The sequence below is a fragment of the Paenibacillus sp. FSL L8-0333 genome (assembly GCF_037965665.1).
GTDB classification, from domain to species: domain Bacteria; phylum Bacillota; class Bacilli; order Paenibacillales; family Paenibacillaceae; genus Paenibacillus_AQ; species Paenibacillus_AQ odorifer.
Genome location: NZ_CP150186.1, coordinates 5387579 through 5404902 on the forward strand (window position 1 = coordinate 5387579; position 17324 = coordinate 5404902).

16 protein-coding genes are annotated in these 17324 nt (G+C 46.2%); 3 read left to right on the forward strand and 13 right to left on the reverse strand.

Annotated elements, in window-relative coordinates; all coding sequences use genetic code 11:
- Positions 1 to 55: 55 nt before the first annotated feature.
- From recJ to NYE72_RS24095, 5 genes are all read right to left on the reverse strand, one after another.
- On the reverse strand, positions 56 to 2458 hold the full coding sequence (gene recJ / locus NYE72_RS24075; protein ID WP_038572989.1) for a single-stranded-DNA-specific exonuclease RecJ: 2403 nt from the start codon (positions 2456 to 2458) through the stop codon (positions 56 to 58).
- 29 nt (positions 2459 to 2487) lie between these two features.
- The gene (locus tag NYE72_RS24080; RefSeq protein WP_036677651.1) at positions 2488 to 3438 is read right to left on the reverse strand and encodes a cation diffusion facilitator family transporter; all 951 of its coding nucleotides are present in this window, start codon (positions 3436 to 3438) and stop codon (positions 2488 to 2490) included.
- A gap of 143 nt (positions 3439 to 3581) precedes the next feature.
- Complete coding sequence (gene secF, locus NYE72_RS24085; protein WP_052097271.1) at positions 3582 to 4484, reverse strand: protein translocase subunit SecF; 903 nt, start codon at positions 4482 to 4484, stop codon at positions 3582 to 3584.
- Positions 4474 to 5724: a protein translocase subunit SecD gene (secD, locus tag NYE72_RS24090; RefSeq protein ID WP_036677653.1), complete on the reverse strand. Its 1251-nt coding sequence runs from the start codon at positions 5722 to 5724 to the stop codon at positions 4474 to 4476. Before secD ends, secF begins: the two co-directional genes overlap by 11 nt.
- Positions 5725 to 5946: 222 nt before the next feature.
- On the reverse strand, positions 5947 to 6198 hold the full coding sequence (locus NYE72_RS24095; protein ID WP_036677655.1) for a post-transcriptional regulator: 252 nt from the start codon (positions 6196 to 6198) through the stop codon (positions 5947 to 5949).
- A gap of 196 nt (positions 6199 to 6394) precedes the next feature.
- Between NYE72_RS24095 and spoVB the strand changes: the two genes are divergently transcribed.
- Positions 6395 to 7993, forward strand: a complete 1599-nt coding sequence (gene spoVB, locus NYE72_RS24100) for a stage V sporulation protein B (RefSeq protein ID WP_339210590.1) — start codon at positions 6395 to 6397, stop codon at positions 7991 to 7993.
- Positions 7994 to 7997: 4 nt separating this feature from the next.
- Here spoVB and NYE72_RS24105 read toward each other — a convergent pair whose 3' ends face one another.
- Positions 7998 to 8762, reverse strand: coding sequence for a DUF421 domain-containing protein (locus NYE72_RS24105; protein WP_036677658.1), 765 nt, complete (start codon positions 8760 to 8762; stop codon positions 7998 to 8000).
- A gap of 226 nt (positions 8763 to 8988) precedes the next feature.
- Here NYE72_RS24105 and NYE72_RS24110 point away from each other — a divergent pair, with 226 nt between their 5' ends.
- Both NYE72_RS24110 and NYE72_RS24115 read left to right on the forward strand, forming a co-directional pair.
- Positions 8989 to 9381 (forward strand): TIGR04086 family membrane protein, encoded by a 393-nt coding sequence (locus NYE72_RS24110; protein WP_036677660.1) that lies wholly within the window; start codon positions 8989 to 8991, stop codon positions 9379 to 9381.
- Positions 9382 to 9475: 94 nt separating this feature from the next.
- Positions 9476 to 10315: a phosphatase PAP2 family protein gene (locus tag NYE72_RS24115; RefSeq protein ID WP_254924631.1), complete on the forward strand. Its 840-nt coding sequence runs from the start codon at positions 9476 to 9478 to the stop codon at positions 10313 to 10315.
- Positions 10316 to 10411: 96 nt separating this feature from the next.
- On the opposite strand, the gene yajC is transcribed toward NYE72_RS24115, so the two are convergent.
- Genes yajC through ruvC form a run of 7 tightly spaced genes read right to left on the reverse strand, consistent with a single transcriptional unit; the run spans position 10412 to position 17275 of the window.
- Positions 10412 to 10732, reverse strand: coding sequence for a preprotein translocase subunit YajC (gene yajC / locus NYE72_RS24120; protein WP_036677664.1), 321 nt, complete (start codon positions 10730 to 10732; stop codon positions 10412 to 10414).
- Positions 10733 to 10782: 50 nt separating this feature from the next.
- On the reverse strand, positions 10783 to 11919 hold the full coding sequence (gene tgt / locus NYE72_RS24125; protein ID WP_036677666.1) for a tRNA guanosine(34) transglycosylase Tgt: 1137 nt from the start codon (positions 11917 to 11919) through the stop codon (positions 10783 to 10785).
- Between the two features lie 21 nt (positions 11920 to 11940).
- Entirely contained in the window at positions 11941 to 12969 is a 1029-nt protein-coding gene (queA, locus tag NYE72_RS24130) for a tRNA preQ1(34) S-adenosylmethionine ribosyltransferase-isomerase QueA (protein ID WP_094903196.1), read from the reverse strand.
- A gap of 9 nt (positions 12970 to 12978) precedes the next feature.
- The gene (locus NYE72_RS24135; protein ID WP_339210593.1) at positions 12979 to 15081 is read right to left on the reverse strand and encodes a SpoIID/LytB domain-containing protein; all 2103 of its coding nucleotides are present in this window, start codon (positions 15079 to 15081) and stop codon (positions 12979 to 12981) included.
- A gap of 32 nt (positions 15082 to 15113) precedes the next feature.
- Positions 15114 to 16121: a Holliday junction branch migration DNA helicase RuvB gene (ruvB, locus tag NYE72_RS24140; RefSeq protein WP_036677672.1), complete on the reverse strand. Its 1008-nt coding sequence runs from the start codon at positions 16119 to 16121 to the stop codon at positions 15114 to 15116.
- Between the two features lie 36 nt (positions 16122 to 16157).
- Entirely contained in the window at positions 16158 to 16775 is a 618-nt protein-coding gene (gene ruvA, locus NYE72_RS24145; RefSeq protein ID WP_036677675.1) for a Holliday junction branch migration protein RuvA, read from the reverse strand.
- Positions 16772 to 17275, reverse strand: a complete 504-nt coding sequence (gene ruvC / locus NYE72_RS24150) for a crossover junction endodeoxyribonuclease RuvC (RefSeq protein ID WP_036677679.1) — start codon at positions 17273 to 17275, stop codon at positions 16772 to 16774. The genes ruvA and ruvC overlap by 4 nt, the downstream gene beginning before the upstream one ends.
- Positions 17276 to 17324 lie beyond the last annotated feature (49 nt).

Below are 17324 nucleotides of genomic sequence, written 5' to 3' on the forward strand. Positions count from 1 at the left end.
AGCGTTGCATTTTTATACACCGTTGGGTACGCTCAGCAGCTCATATTTGCATGGATTATGATACGCCTAAACGACGCGATAACATCCAGTCCTGTAACTCTGACAGGCTGCCCTCCATGAAGTATTGCTCCATTTCCGCCATCTGTCCCAGTCGGACAAAATGACTCGATGCTGTCAGACTTTTAGCTACTGGCTGAGTAATAAACGCCACACTTCCCTGACTTCTTTTAATAAAATCAAGCTCCTCAAACACATCAAGCATGTTGTTAAGCATGCGGATACTTAACGAGGACTGGCGGCTTAACCGCAGCAAAACTTCGTTCTCAGGTGTTGCAACTGAGGTGATCGAAGCCAACAGTTTATATAGTATTTTGAAATGATCCCGTGTCGGAGTAATAAGTCGTTCTCGGCCATCCTTGATAGAATGCAATAACGCAATATTATCAGCATTAGGGAAGGTTTCGAGCAGCGCATCCAGTTGTTCAGGAGTCTCCGGCATATCCAGTAAGCATAACAGGGAGACATGCCCTGATTCCTGAAGGGGCTCATCCTTAACAGCAGCGCTAATGCCAGCTTCTTTATCATATACCCATAAAGACATTCCTATCAATTCACTTGCAGGCGTACTACGTCCGTTCTGAAACACTGCAGCAGCTCGATACGGACCCGCACCACTATAAGGAAGAAGTAGTTCTCTAATATGTGCGGCTTGCCGTACGGCGTCAGCAGCACCACGAAGATCGAATAACTGAGCATCCTGCACAGATAAATCCTGCAGCATCAGCTGTGATTTGCGTGAGCCATTCCATTCATTGATCGACAGCTCAGCTAACACGTTGATCGTAGTACCCGCCGGTAGCAGCCTGGATAAAGCGCCTTTACCAAACGCCAAGGCTTCAATGCTGTTTTTCCCCTGCTGCAATACAATCTTCAGGTGTTTTCCATCTTGGCCCATTGTACGTGTCTCTTTCACGGTAGCCCCACGAATAATAAACTTCGGCAACGGATTAGACATTCCGAATGGTGCAAGCCTTTCCAATTCTAACGCGGTCTGCAGTGATAAATCTGAGATTGACACCTCTGCATCAGCGGAAGCAACAGGAACGAAATGCTCTGGCGTTAACACCCCGGACGCATATTCGTTTAATGCTGCAGCAAAGGCTTCTAATCCATCCCGATGCAGGCTCATTCCCGCAGCGGCTGGATGACCTCCAAAATGATCCATTAAATCAGAACAAGAAGAAAGTGCAGCGTAGATGTCAAGTCCAGGAATGGAGCGAGCAGAACCTTTGCACATTCCGGTCTCTGGATGTATATCCAGAATGATCACAGGCCGATAATAACGCTCCAGCAGTTTGGAAGCCACTATACCTACCACACCTACATTCCAGCCATGATCAGCAAGAACAATGATGTCTGGGATTTCGCCACCCTGTGTCATCTGCTCCAGCTTGGCAGTAGCCTCAACAACAATTCTTTCTACCACCAATTGGCGTTCTTTGTTAAGCAGGTCCAGCTCTCCAGCTAGCTGCTCTGCCTCAGCCGCATGCTCGGTAGTGAGGAGGGACACAGCCCGTCCAGCATGGTCCAGGCGACCACTGGCATTAATGCGCGGCGCCATGCCAAAAGCGATATTGACCGCACTCACAGTGCTCATGTTCACACCGCTGACAGCGAGTAAGGCACGAATCCCCGGGAAACTTGAATGCCGCATACTTTCCAAGCCATTTCTAACAATCTCACGGTTTTCGCCAAGCAGCGGCATTAAATCCGCAACCGTTCCTATCGCTGCAATCTCTGCCCATTCTGTGGGAGTTTCTTCCCCTAGAATAGCCTGAGCAAGCTTATAAGCCACACCTACACCCGCTAATCCTTTGAACGGATAAGGGCAGTCTGGCAGCTTGGGATTAATAAGCGTATAGGCCTCTGGCAAAAGCTCAGGGGGTTCATGGTGATCCGTAACGATCACATCGATCCCCAGTTCATTAGCGTAAGCAACCTGATGATAAGCGCTAATGCCAGTATCTACTGTAATGATTAAGGAGACACCTTGCTGTAAAGCCCAATCCAGGGCATGATTATGCAGCCCATAACCCTCATTAGAGCGGTGTGGGATATAAATATCAAAGGAAGCGCCTAAATAGCGCAGCAGATGAATCATAAGTGCTGTGCTGGACACCCCGTCGGCATCATAATCGCCATAAATAAGAATATGTTCTTCATCTTTTAAAGCCTTTCTAATTCTAGGAACCGCTTCAGCCATTCCTTTGAGTAGGAACGGATCATGCTGTTCTTCCTCACTGCCATCCATGAAGCTTAGAGCTTCATGAGGCGTGTTCATTCCTCTATTTACTAATAGTGAGGATAAGAGTGGAGAAATAGAAAGGCTCCGGGCCATATCCCTAACTGTGTCGGGATTGGCTGCCGGAGATTGCCATCTTGTTTTTGAATAAAGCAATAGAACTCACCTTTCTCTCACCTTGCAAACTACTGAAGCAACGTAGGAATATCATTATCCGGCAATTCATAATTGCTTTTGTACGGATAGCCGGGATCATAAGGAACAACGTCCATATGCACCTCACCGACATGAACAAACCGGTGCTGCAGCAGCTTCCTAGCGCATTCCGAAATATCCTGTGCTTCCATCACCGTAATCCGCGGATTCACACTGATCTTCACTTGAAGATTCACATAATTCCCTTGCTCAAGTGCCTTCAGATGTTCTACGCGAATGACGCCATGAACACGTTGCACCGTTTCAATAAAATTAGCGGCTTCCTCCGAAGGAAGCTCCTGCGCATTTTTAGTGTTAATAGAGCTAGCAATGAGTGAATAACCTTTACGAAGAATTAAAACTCCGGTTAAGAGTGCGGCAATAGGATCCATATAAGATAGAGGATGCCAATAGGTGCCACCCATGGATAACGAAATTCCGACTAATACTGTGATAGATGTATATAAGCTGAAACGATGACTATTAACATATGCAGCGTGACTGCCATCACCTATTTTTTTAAAGTAGCGATATTGATATTGAAATACAGCTTCTTTAAAAACAATAGATACTAAGACGGTTACAAACGCCAGCTGTCCGTGTGTAGATGATTTTCCATCCGTTAAGTCGCGGATTGCAGAGAATGCGATCTGCAGTCCCCCCATAAGAATAAATACCGAAAAAAGTATAGCCAACAGCGGCTCCTTAGTGCCCCGCCGTTCTTCGATCCGTTGCTTACTCTTTCTCCCTTGCTCAGAGCGCCACGGAAGAATATCCGCCAGTTTGGCTGCTGCGTCTGCTCCGGAATACAAAGCATCCCCCATTAATGCCTTGCTCCCTGAAATATAGCCAAAACTCCCCTTAGCTACTGCCAAAGTAACATCGCTAATGATCCCTGTCCAAGCAACCGTCTCGCTTTGCGGTGATCGTTCTTTATTCATACGAGGCCCTCCTTACCAATAGCAAGTAATCTCATGATGATTCAATACACATGACATGACCCTAAAGATTTCGAAAGCCGCGTCGCATTTGACGCGGCTTTCTTAAACGTATAAGAAAAGTAGAACTTCGATGCTAATTTCTTCTAACCTTTATTCGGGCTGCTCTTCACTTTAACCTTCTCACGCTTTTTAAGCACTAACCAGAGTGGACTGGCAATAAAGATGGAAGAGTAAGCTCCGAAGAGCAAGCCGATTACCATCGCAAGCGAGAACATCTTAATCGACTCGCCTCCGAACAATAACAGGAAGAACGCCGCAATGAATACGGTAAATGCGGTATAGAGAGAACGCATAAGCGTTTGAGCCACACTTTTATTCACAAGGTGTTTCAAGTCTTCATAAGTTTTCTGTTTACCAAAACGTAAATTCTCACGGATACGGTCAAAAATAACGATCGTATCATTAATGGAATAACCGATAATCGTAAGCACCGCTACAATGAAAGTCAAATCCACTTCCAAACGGAAGATAGAGAAGAGCGCGACTACGATAAAGGCATCATGGAGCAAGGCCACAATCGATGCCACGGCGAAACGCCATTCAAAACGAATACTTACATAAATAATAATCCCCAGACAAGAAATCAGAACTGCATAAATAGCATTACGTGCCAATTCTTTTGCCATTTCAGTGTCCACGGTATTAATTTCAAATGATGCTTTGTCATCCAGCTTAAGGATTTCAGCTTTTAGGGCTTCATCTTGAGCCTCATCAAGAACTTCGTCATAGCGGATATTCACACGCTGATCACCAAACGAGATCGTTGGTTCATGATCGACATCGATTGCACTAGTTGCAGTCTTAACCTGATCCAAGTTCAAATTCTTGGAAAGGGAGATGTCCACATTAGATCCAGCTTTAAAGTCAACGCTGTAATTCAGGCCAAATGTCGCCAGGAAAATCAATCCTGCTACTGTCAATGCGATAGAGAAAATATAGAAATATTTACTCAAATGTACGAAATCAAGCTCTTTCTTAAAGCGCACGGATTTCACTCTCCTTAACACCGAAGCTCTTCGGTTTGTTCAGCTTACCCGCTTTGACAAGCTGGCTAAGCAACCAGTGGGAGAAATAAAGATTCGTGGCGATACTCAGCACGATTTCTACAATCAGCACCAATGCAAAGCCTTTGACCGCACCTGTACCGAAGGCAAACATAACTGCTGCCACAATAATAGTAGTCACATTGGAGTCCATTACTGTCCGGAAAGAGGATTTATTCCCCGCTTTAACGGAGGACAGTATACTTTTTCCACTGCGCATTTCTTCCCTTATCCGTTCGTTGGTAATGATATTGGCATCGACCGCCATACCTATACCCAGAATAAATGCGGCTATACCAGGCAGCGTCAAGGTGAAGTCTGCGAAGACGAAGACCGCAATTAGCGCCCATGTATGCAAGAGCAAGGCAAAACTAGCCAAAAGACCTGGCAAACGATACATTCCGATCATGAAAATAAGGATAATCACAGAAGCCAGCAGACCTGCTCGAATCGTTTGATCAAGCGATTGCTTACCCAGGGTAGCACCCACACTTTGGGAATATTTCTCCGTCAGCTTCAGTGGCAATGCACCTAGGTTAATAGTGTCTGCAAGTTCACGTGCTTCCTTAATTGTATAGTTACCCGAAATAGAAGCACTGCCATCGGTAAGTACTGCTTGTACCGTAGGGTCAGATAATTTGTTCTCATCCAAGTAAATTGCGAGATTCTTTCCTAAGAGACGTTTAGTAATCTCTGCAAATTTGTCCTTGTCCTTAATCTTGATGCTGATGATTGGCTGATTCAGGTTATCCCGTCCAACTTCTGCAGCACCTTCAACAAAATCACTACCTACCAGTTCGATTTTGCTGTAAGTTCCCTCAGCGTCACCTTCAGCAGCACTACGGAAAGTCAGAACTGCAGGTTCCTTCATTTTTTTACGAACCTCGGCTTCATCCGTTACGCCCGCAATTTTCAAACGGATACGGTCCGTACCTTCAGTAGTTACCTCTGGTTCACTTGTTCCGAGCGCATTCGCCCGTTTTTCTAAGCTTTCCGCTGTCTTCAGCAGAGAAGCTCGGGACAATGCTGCTCCCGCTTCCATAGGCTCAGCATGATACAAAATCTCAAATCCGCCTTTCAGGTCAAGACCAAGTCTAACCTTGTCCAGCAGTCCAGGAGTAGTAAATGCCATAACGCCTGTCAAAACGAGCACGGTAATAAAAAAGCCCATTAGTCTCTTCATGCTCTAGCTAGTTCCCCTTTCATTAACTCAATATTCCTATTATAGCTACACGCGAAATGACCGTCAATTCACAGCATTGATAGAGCTATACTCACACAAAGAAACGGCCGCCCCTGCTTAAATCAGCAAGACATCCGTTTTTAATAGGAGATGTGGAGTTATTATTCTCTTACTTTACTGCTTTATCAGGCAGTTCGCAAAAAGAAATATGTGGTTTATTGTTCAGTTCAACCCCCGATAGGCCGCAATAGTCAAATAATTCATGTAACTATTGGCTTTCAAGGAATAAATGTCGTTTACCAGCTTATGTAGGGGAGGCAAGCCTTCCTTATCATAATTACGGCTGATGCAATCCCAGATATCCTTGCTGGTTACATACTCATAGCCGAGGAGCCGGAATTCTTCAGCTTTGCTGCGGCACATGGCTTCGATTTCTTCACTATGTTGATCATGATTCCACTGTTCCGATTCCACGTGTTGACACCTCCAAAGATCGCTCATGTTCGTATGCTCACCATAGATATTCGACTCTTGTTCTTCGCTTTCCTTCTTCCTTCACAAAAAGTTAAAGCTACTAAAACAAGGCATGCCGAGATAGGGGTATAGCATATCCATAAGAATAGACAAGTTCGCCAGCGTTTTATTTCATTTTGGGAAGAAGGCGTGACCTTTGAAGAAACAGAGCTTTATACAAGGAACTTTAATCTTGCTAGCCGCCGGCATCATTAATCGGATGCTTGGATTTATTCCCCGGATTGCTTTACCACGTATTATCGGAGCAGAAGGTGTGGGACTATATCAGCTCGCATATCCTTTTTTTCTCGTGCTGGTTACTGTCATTACAGGCGGGATTCCACTGGCGATAGCCAAGATGGTTGCGGAAGCAGAAGGAGAGAATCGGCCTGAAAAATCAAGGCTGATTTTACGTACTGGACTTGCCCTTAGTGTTGGACTTGCAATCTTCTTTACTTTGGTTGCTTTGGTAAGTGCCTCATGGGTCTCCAATGTTATCTTAACAGACCATCGAGTTTATTATACGTTTATTGCCATGATCCCAATGATTGGGATTGTCGCCGTATCTGCAATCTACCGCGGTTATTTCCAAGGCAAGCAGAACATGATTCCATCGGCGCTCTCCTCCATCTTCGAATCTTTAGTGCGAATATTCTTTATGCTATGGTTCTCCTGGTTGTTGCTTCCTAAGGGTATTGCTATGGCGGCGGCTGGAGCGATGTTAGGTGTGACGGTAGGAGAAATTGGCGGAATGTTAGCGATTCTGTGGCAATATTATGTCATTACTAAAAAAGATAAAAAGCAGACAAATCCGACTCCAGAGCACCCCGCTCTCGAGCCGGAGGTTATCTCATCTGATACACAAGGTGTGAAAGCCAACTCCCCCATATTACGGCGGTTACTAGGCATATCCATTCCCGTTACGGCAAGTCGGCTTGTCGGCTCTTTTTCGTATCTGCTGGAATCTATTATTACTGTGCGCAGTCTCGCCTTGGCAGGTATAGCCACCGCTGCCGCTACAGCCCAGTACGGGTCTTTACAAGGGATGGTTATTCCCTTATTGCTGCTGCCCGGGGCACTGACCTCGTCACTTGCTGTATCTCTGGTTCCTTCCATATCAGCAGCTGCCGCAAGAAAGGACTTGCCTACCATTCACAAGCGTATGCATCAAGCGTTGCGGCTTGCGCTGGTAACAGGTGCCCCATTTGCTGTTCTTATGTATATCCTGGCGGTCCCGCTTTGCAATTTGTTATATGGCAACGCGGATACAGCCCCTATGCTGAAGCTTATGGCTCCGTTCGCCTTGTTCATCTATGTTCAAGCTCCCTTACAAGCTGCGCTGCAAGCTATGGATCGACCGGGCAGGGCACTCATCAACACCTTTATTGGAGCAGTAGTCAAAATCATTCTGATTGTAATATTGGCATCCCAACCTGAATATGGAATTTACGGCGCTATCATAGCCATTATTGTGAACAGCATTTTGGTTACGTTACTACACGGATACAGTGTAGTCAGTCTCATTTCATTATCTTTAAGAGTAACCGAAACCATAAAAACCTTATGTGCAATGCTCATTATGGGAGCGGGCGTGCATTATGTATACACTTCCATTCCCATTGCAGATGTACAATGGATTCAATTTTTATTTGCCTCTGCGATAGGAATGGTCCTGTATTTTGGAATCAGTCTGTTAGCTGGCCTTATCTCACTGCGTGATTTGGACCGTCTGCCGTTTATCAAACGCAGGCTCTAAAAGGTTATCTGTTGTCCAAACGGTCGACATAAATTCTGCCCTTATGATCTATGGAGCATAGAAATACATCTTTGAAATCAGATACTCCCTTTTGGCGAATTTGAGTTCTTAGCCAAAATCTGGTTTTTCCAATCATCTCTAAATTCTGATCCTGCACCTTTCCATCCATAATCAGAGGGATTGGAAGTCCTTCATACCTGATCTTATTCTTCGGCAGTTCTATCTTACGGTTCTTGTTCCCTTTATTATCGTCACTCTTTTTATGCTCAGCAGCTGCACTGCTATTGCCTGATTGGTTAGAGGATGAACTCCCCTTCTCTTTCTCGAATACGGTTAGCTGTCCACTAGGCTCCAGGATCGCAAATTCCACGTCAGCAGGACTGGCGATGTTCTGTCCACGCAATTGCTGCAGCAGATCATCAATATTATATCTCTGCCTACGCATTTCGCCCCGGTGCAGCTTGCCTCCAGAAATGAGTATGCTCGGTTTGCCGTCCATTAAAAGTCTGAGCTTTCTGCTCTTAAGACTGAGTTGAGCCACAATTACCTGTATCAACACCAATGTTGCCATCGGAACGACTCCTTCATAGATCGGCCGATTGATATCCTCAAGCACAAATACAGCAATCTCGGCAATCATGATGGAGATCGTTAAATCAAATACAGACAGCTTACCTATTTCCCTCTTCCCCATGATGCGCATACACAGGAATATGAAGAAATACATCAGCACGGTCAAGAAAATATGGGTAGAGATATGCTGGAACATATAGCTTCGCTCCCCTCCATTCTCACCCGCAGACTTGTTTCCTCGGGTGGATTAATGTAACCCTATTCTGACCGCTCTGTGCAGGGAACATTCGGAAGCCGGCATATTAATTAATGGTAAAAAGGCTGCAATGCCCTTTCTTGTACTATTGGGGCAAGCCATCCCATACAATGAATAATAACTATGTTGATTCTTTTTTCTCAAAAAAACTTTAGGAGGTTGTACCATGTATTTAATCCGGCGCATGTTCTCGTGGAGAATAGCCAATCCTGTGTTATCTGGCCTATGTCGATCATTCCTTTGGATGCTGATGGGTGCGTTTGTCCTCTCTCTTTTGTTATGGGGCAGCAGTCTGAAGGAGCAGGATCTCTCAATGTACACATACATTGTACACGGCATAGCTGCAGCATTCGGAGGACTAACCGCCGGTCGCAGAGCCACGAGCAAAGGCTGGTATCAAGGAAGTCTTACAGGAGCATTTTATGGGATTATCGTTCTGTTAATCGGTTTTTTGGCACTGGATAGCGCACCATCTGGCGTAGATCTGCTATGGGTTCTCGCAGCTGCAGCAATTGGCGCTCTCGGCGGAATGTTTGGCGTTAATTTACAAAAAAGCTAAAATTATAATTCCATTAAATTCGAAACATTCCTTGAAAATATGTTAAACTGTGATCATCTGACTTCATTAAGAGATCAAGGAGGCTTCGATTGCTTTGTTTTACCAATCAATGAACCATATTGTTTTGTACACAGTTGCATTAGTAGTGATATTAGTATGGATTGGCTCTAAACGTAATCCAATCATGGCATTGGTTGAAATTGGGAAAGAGATGCTGCGATCTTATAAGTTTTTGTTGCTGATTGCAGGAATGTTTGGCGTATTAGCCATAAATAAATATGAACTGCAAATTGAACAAAAAATGCATCTTACCTCTGATTATACGCCGTTTATATTTGGCCTAGAGGGTCATTTTGTCCAAGCCGTTCAGGATATATTCTACAGTCCATGGTTAACACCGATCATCGTCTTTTTCTACATTTTCATGCTTCAATCCGTTCTAGCAGCTTCATTAGGGGTATATCTGTTAGATAAAAACCGGGTGATGTTATACGCAACCTGTTATGCTATTATTATCAACTATGCCTTGGCGATTCCATTCTATCTTTACTTCCCGGTAAACGAGGTTTGGTCCTATCTGCCGGCAGGCGTCAAATTTACTATGCTGGATGTATTTCCGAAATTTGAACAGGAATATAGACCGCTATCCGGTCTAAATAACTGCTTCCCGAGTCTACATACGTCCATATCTGTTACAATGGCACTTCTGGCCTTCCGTTCAGGGAACCGGCGCTGGATGGTCATCACTAGTATTTCCGCAGTTGTAATCGTCTTTGGAATCTTCTATCTGGGCATTCATTGGCTTACAGATATGATTGGTGGAACCTTGCTAGCTGTACTAGCCTCTACAGTTGGCGTTCAACTCGCCAAATTAACTTTGCGGGGACGTGAAGAATCGCTTACCGTTCCGAGCCGCGTAACAAATGTACGTTAAAGTTAAAGCTGCTAAATCTCAATAACCTTGAAGATCAAAAAAGCGGTGTCCTCTCCAATGAGAAGACACCGCTTTTTATGTACTTAAATAACAAGTCTATACTTTCTCTTCGACATCCGTAGCCACAGCGTGGCTGATGGAACCGCGATCAAAAGTCAGCTTAGTTACATCGTTGACCCGCAGAACCACGATATCATCGGAAATCTCCATGATCGTACCGTGAAGTCCTCCAATAGTAACGATTTTATCGCCCTTTTTCAGAGCTTTCAACATTGCGTTACGAGTTTTGGTCTTCTTTTGTTGCGGACGAATCAGCAAGAAGTAGAATACTACAAACATAAGGACAAAGGGACCTACCAGGCCTAGTATGCTACCTCCACCACCTGCGCCAGTTGCATATTGAAACGATTGAATCATATTTCTCCCCCCTTTCAAAGTACATTAAAGCATGACTCATAAATCAAACCCTAAAAGCCTTTAAGATTATCATATAATCCGTATTTGGCAAAAAACTCATCGCGAAAATCAAGCAGCCGATCTTCCTTGATGGCTTCACGCACTTTACGCATTAAATCCAACAAGAAGTGCAAATTGTGGTATGTCGTCAATCTAAGTCCGAAGGTTTCATCGGCTTTGATTAGATGGCGCAAATAAGCGCGGGAATAATTCCGGCATGTATAGCAATTGCACTCCGGATCAAGCGGCCCAAAATCACGGGCATACTTAGCGTTGCGTACAACGAGTCTTCCCTGACTGGTCATCGTTGTTCCATTACGGGCAATACGAGTAGGCAAGACACAGTCGAACATGTCCACTCCTCGGATTGATCCTTCCAGCAGCGCATCCGGTGAACCCACGCCCATCAAATAGCGAGGTTTGCCTTGTGGCAGCAGGGGAACTGTATAATCCAGCACTTCATACATTAGCTGCTTGGACTCTCCGACGCTGAGCCCCCCAATAGCATACCCCGGGAAATCCATGGAAGTCAAATCAGCCGCGCTCTGACGGCGCAGATCTTCATACATGCCCCCTTGCACAATAGCAAAAAGACCCTGATCGTTAGGACGAGCATGACTTTTCAGGCAACGTTCTGCCCAGCGCGTGGTGCGCTCCAGTGATTTTTTCACATAATCATACTCAGCCGGGAATGGAGGACATTCATCAAATGCCATCATTATATCTGAACCCAGGGAGTTCTGAACCTCCATCGCTACTTCCGGAGACAGGAATTTCTTATCCCCATTTAGATGGGAACGGAAATGAACTCCTTCTTCCGTAATCTTGCGCATGTCGCTTAACGAGAATACTTGAAACCCGCCGCTGTCTGTCAGAATCGGACGATCCCAGTTCATGAACTTGTGCAGTCCACCAGCTTCACGAACAATATCATGGCCTGGTCTTAGAAACAGATGGTAAGTATTGCTCAAAATAATATGGGCATCCATCTCTTTCAGCTCTTCAGGACTCATAGTCTTGACTGTAGCTTGTGTGCCGACTGGCATAAATGCTGGTGTCTCAATCACACCATGTGGAGTGTGGACTCTTCCAAGTCTGGCTCCGGATTGTTTGCACGTTTTGATGTGCTCATAAGTAATTGCTGCCATAAGTTAACCCATCCTCTTACCTTAATAAATAAACATTGCATCTCCAAAGCTAAAGAATCGGTACTTCTGCTCTATCGCTTCTTCATAAGCAGCTAGAATATGTTCCCGACCTGCCAAAGCGCTAACCAACATAACCAAAGTAGACTTTGGCAGGTGGAAATTGGTAATTAGCGCATTTACTACACTGAACTTATACCCTGGATAGATAAAAATATCCGTCCAGCCACTGCATTCCACAAGCGGACCACCTTCACATTGTCTTCCGACCGTTTCAAGTGTCCGACAAGACGTTGTGCCAACTGCAATAATACGGCCGCCTCGTGCCTTAGTAGCATTTATGGTATCTGCCGTCTCTTGAGACATTACGAAGTACTCAGAATGCATAACATGCTCTTCAACCTTCTCTACAGACATCGGACGAAAAGTACCGAGACCTACATGAAGGGTGATATAAGCGATATTTACACCCTTAGCCTCAATCTGTTCCAGCAATTCTCGGGTAAAATGAAGCCCTGCGGTAGGCGCAGCGGCCGATCCCTCATGCCGAGCATACACAGTCTGATATCGTTCACGATCATCCAGTGTTTCCTTAATATAAGGTGGCAACGGCATCGTTCCCAGCCTGTCCAGAATCTCCTGAAAAATACCCTGATATATGAAACGAAGCGTACGGCCGCCCATATCAGCTTCGTCCTCGATAACGGCACGAAGCTCATCGCTAAAGATGATCACCGCGCCTGTCTTGAGCTTTTTCCCTGGCTTTACAAGTGCTTCCCAGCGATCATCCCCAAGATTCTTCAGGAGGAGCACTTCCGCCTTAGCACCAGTATCTTCTTTCACTCCAAACAATCTCGCTGGAATGACTCTCGTATCATTTAGAACAAGCGTGTCTCCGGGATTAAAATAATCAATAATATCGGTAAAATGCCGGTGAGCCAGCTCTCCATCCTCCTTATTCACTAAAAGCAGTCTAGAAGCACTGCGATCAGCGAGAGGTGTCTGGGCAATCAATTCTTCCGGCAAATGAAAATCATAAGCATCTACATTCATGGTCTGTCTTCATTCCTTAACTATAGTAACGTTCTTATAATAGTGTTGCAATATTTGCTTGTAATCATACCCGCTGTCCGCCATGCCTTTCACGCCCCACTGCGACATGCCTAGACCATGGCCGTTGCCTTGTCCAATGAACAGAAAGCCCGAGCTGTTAGTGATCACTCTGGCTGCAGAATCTCCACCCATCACTACAGTTCCACTGCCATTTACATTAACCTTCCCCGATGCGGAAAGCACACCAGCACTCTGCGAGCTGCTAATTGTGGCGGTAGCGCCGTCAGCGCCTAATACAGTATAACTTCCGGGTGCCACAATATCAAACAAAGTACTAGGTAATCCATTAAACGCGGAGCGGAACATATCAGGATATTTCACATTCAGAGCCTGACCATTAGCTTTCACCTGAATCGCTCTTCCAGAAGGACCGCGCTGAGTAACTTGCAGGTTAGAGATGCTGGAAGGGAGCGTGCTTGTTGTTTTACCCTGCAAGCTTTTTAGAAGTTCAGCAGAGGTATACGGCCCTTTGATCCAGCTATAGCTGCCGGACTCATATACTTTATCCAGAGCCACAGCGTTCTCACCCGGATTCAGCTTTCCGACCGCACTAACACTGCTCTCAATAACTGGCAGAGGACGTATATTCACATCTTTGGTTGTAGCCGTAACTATATCGAGTCCGGCAGCAGTTTTGCTGCCCGTTAATTTAATATTATCTTCACGTGCATAACCAGAGGTACCATTCGCAAGCAGAACATAATACCACTTCTTAGCAGCAGCAGCAGCCGAAACATCTTCAACGCTTGGAACACTAGCAAATACATCGCCACCATTCGCCCAAACCTCTGAAGGGTCAGCTGTCACACCACCACTATTGGAAGAAAATACAGCCTCAACAACTTTACCACCGCTCATCAGCACTTCACCAGTAGTAGTATCTACAGCTTTGATAATGGAGGGAGCTTCAGACCCGATTCCGTTATATACCTGACTAAGAGTAGTATCTACTACATTCGCTACATCAAAACGGTTGCCTTGCGACAGCGCATAGCTGCGGGCGGCGACAGCCTGAGCTTTTAGCGCTTCTTCCGGCCAGCTGGAGGAAACCTCTCCTCCCACTACGGCATACAAGTATTGCTCCAGCGGCACTACATTAATTACAGCCAGCGATCCGCTCAAATTGCTCAGTTCCAAATTTCCGCGATATGTACGCTTGGATCTTTCCACTAACTGAATCCCAGCCTCGCTGCCTGCCGCAAGAAATTTAGCATTGCTTCCAGAAACCAGATAATGATCGGCTTGAGTTTCACTGCTAAAATCCAGCCCGGCATCCTTACGCAGTATTAATCCGGGCGAGGTGGCCACAGAAACCGTAAATTGTGGTGCCGCCGTAGACACAGCGGCCTGAACAGCTGTTAAATCACTATCGTTGGCAGCTTCGCCTACCCATACCTCTACTTGTGCACTGCCGTCGTTTCCTGCCAGAAACACCTTCCAAGCATCTAAACCAGCTGCAGTGAGGCTATTAAGCGCCACATCTGCTTCCTGCTCCGAAGAATAGCGGCCAGCTGATAAATGTTTATTGCCTTTCACCGCTGGGGTTTGGTCAGCAGGAATGCTCAGCCCTGCTTTGACTACACGGGTAAGCCCATCCTTGGCAGCTGCTTCACTAGCATAGACGCCCGTGTACAACTGATACACAGTCGCTCCATTTCTGGAGATTGCAAAAATCTGCGGTTTATCGGAGGTGGATTGGAGCTTTTTAGCTGCATCCGCTGCTGTCTGCCAGCTTGAAGCCTCCATCACCTTAACTCTATATCCGTCCAGACTTATACGAATTTGCTTCTGTCCTGGGACAGATACCAAAGGAGCACTTCCTGCTTGATCCGACAGCAAAGTAAAGCTTTGCGTTGATTGCAGTGTTACTGCTGGCACAGTGGATTTATATTTACTTCCAATATCAGCATAAAGAGCAACTCGTATCGTGCTATTAGAATCGGCATGACTGGCACCCGCAGGGATCAGGAAACTTCCTACAGCAAGCGCAGCCGCAAGCAATCCTTTGCTTAGCGGGGCGACCCCTCTCCATTTCCTCTTCGTATGCTTCATCCAGCATCCTCCTTTATAATTGTAGTGACGAACTAGTGCTGCTCCGGAGGGAGCGGAAGCCCTAAATGATGATAAGCGGCCGGGGTTACAATTCTTCCACGCGGACTCCGCTGCAAGAAACCTATCTGCAGCAGGTACGGCTCATATACGTCCTCAATCGTCTGACTTTCCTCACCAATCGTAGCTGCAATCGTATCCAGTCCTACAGGACCGCCGCGAAAGCTTGAAATCATAGCACTTAACATCTTGTGGTCAATACTGTCCAGCCCACGCGGGTCCACCTGAAGCATCTTCAATGCTTCCCCAGAAATTTCAGGAGTTATAATTCCATCTCCGCGCACTTGAGCAAAATCACGGACCCGCTTCAATAAGCGGTTGGCAATCCGCGGCGTTCCCCGCGAACGAAGTGCAATCTCTTCTGCTGCATCGCCAACAATCTCAATGCCTAGAAGATCCGCATTTCGAGATACAATGTAACTCAGCTCATCTATGTTATAGAATTCCAGGCGACTGACCACTCCGAAACGATCACGCAATGGCGCAGACAATAGTCCTGCCCGGGTTGTGGCACCTATCAGTGTGAACGGCGGCAAATCCAATCGTACCGAACGGGCACTTGGTCCTTTGCCGATCATGATATCCAGCGCGAAATCCTCCATCGCAGGATACATAACCTCCTCGACCGTGCGGTGCAAACGGTGAATCTCATCGATGAAAAGCACGTCTCCTTCCTGCAGATTCGTCAGCAGAGCGGCAAGGTCGCCTGGACGCTCTATCGCAGGGCCGGAAGTTGTTCGCAGGTTCACACCCAGCTCATTGGCGATAATATTAGCGAGCGTTGTTTTGCCGAGACCCGGAGGTCCGTACAGCAGCACATGATCCAGCGCTTCGCTTCTCATTTTGGCCGCTTCTATATATACTTTCAGGTTTTCTTTCACCTGAGTCTGGCCGATATATTCTCCCAGATAACGAGGGCGCAAGCTTAGTTCTACCGCCTGCTCGTCCATCATCAAATTCGCGGATATAATCCGGTCATCCATTTCCTATCGCTCCCTTTCTTTAGGATGTGTACGGCTTTACTTAGCTATATATAGCAGCCCTAGTGCTTTCTTCATCAGCACATCTACAGTTCCTGTTTCTGCTCCCTCTTTCTTCAAAGCGAGCCACACGCGGTCCAATTCGCTTTCGGTATAACCCAGCCCCTTAAGCGCATCCCGCGCCTCTTGCCAGGCCAATCCGTCCGTTGCCTCTTCCGTTGGCACTGCAAACAATCCCGTTTGCATTGAAGCCATACTGAGTCCGTCCAGCTTGTCCTTCAAATCAAGGATCATACGCTGTGCTGTCTTTTTGCCAATGCCCGGCAATTTCGTTAAGAACGTTATATTCTCTTGATAAATCGCTGAAATTAACTGATCCGGTGTTCCACCTGTCAGGATTCCAAGCGCAACCCTAGGACCGATGCCTGATACCTCTATCAGCTTGCGGAACAATTTTTGTTCCTCACGAGTCGGGAACCCAAATAATAGCGTAGCGTCCTCACGTGTTTGGTAATGAATATAGATCGTTACAGGTCCTTCTACTTTGGCAAAAGCATAAGGATTCGGGCAGAACACCCGGTATCCTACTCCCTGCACATCCAGCACCACATATTCCGACTCCAAATGAACAACGGGTCCTCTTAAGAAATCTATCATTTTCGCAATACCTCATTTAATTTAGAATTAAGACTGCTCGAATGGGCATGACATACCGCTACCGCCAGCGCATCCGCCACATCATCGGGTTTCGGAATCGCCGATAGCTTCAGCAGCAGCTTCACCATTTCCTGGACCTGCCGTTTCTCAGCCTTACCATAACCCACAACAGCCTGCTTTACCATCATAGGTGTATATTCCGAGACGGGGAGACCCCGCTGTACTGCAGCTAATATAGTCACACCGCGGGCCTGCGCCACTGGCAATGCTGTAGTAACGTTGCGAGCGAAAAACAGCTTTTCTATCGCCACAGCATCGGGTTTATATTTATCAATGAGCTGACCCATGCCTTCATAGACATGCAGCAGTCGTTCTTCCTCAGGCGTATGAGCCTCAGTCTGAATACAACCATATTGGACGGGGGTCAGTTTATGTCCTTCCTTATCCACAAAACCAAAGCCGACGATCGCCAGCCCCGGATCAATTCCCAAAATACGCAAACATGATCTCTCCTCTATAACAGGCAGATTATTCCACCGTTTTCATCCA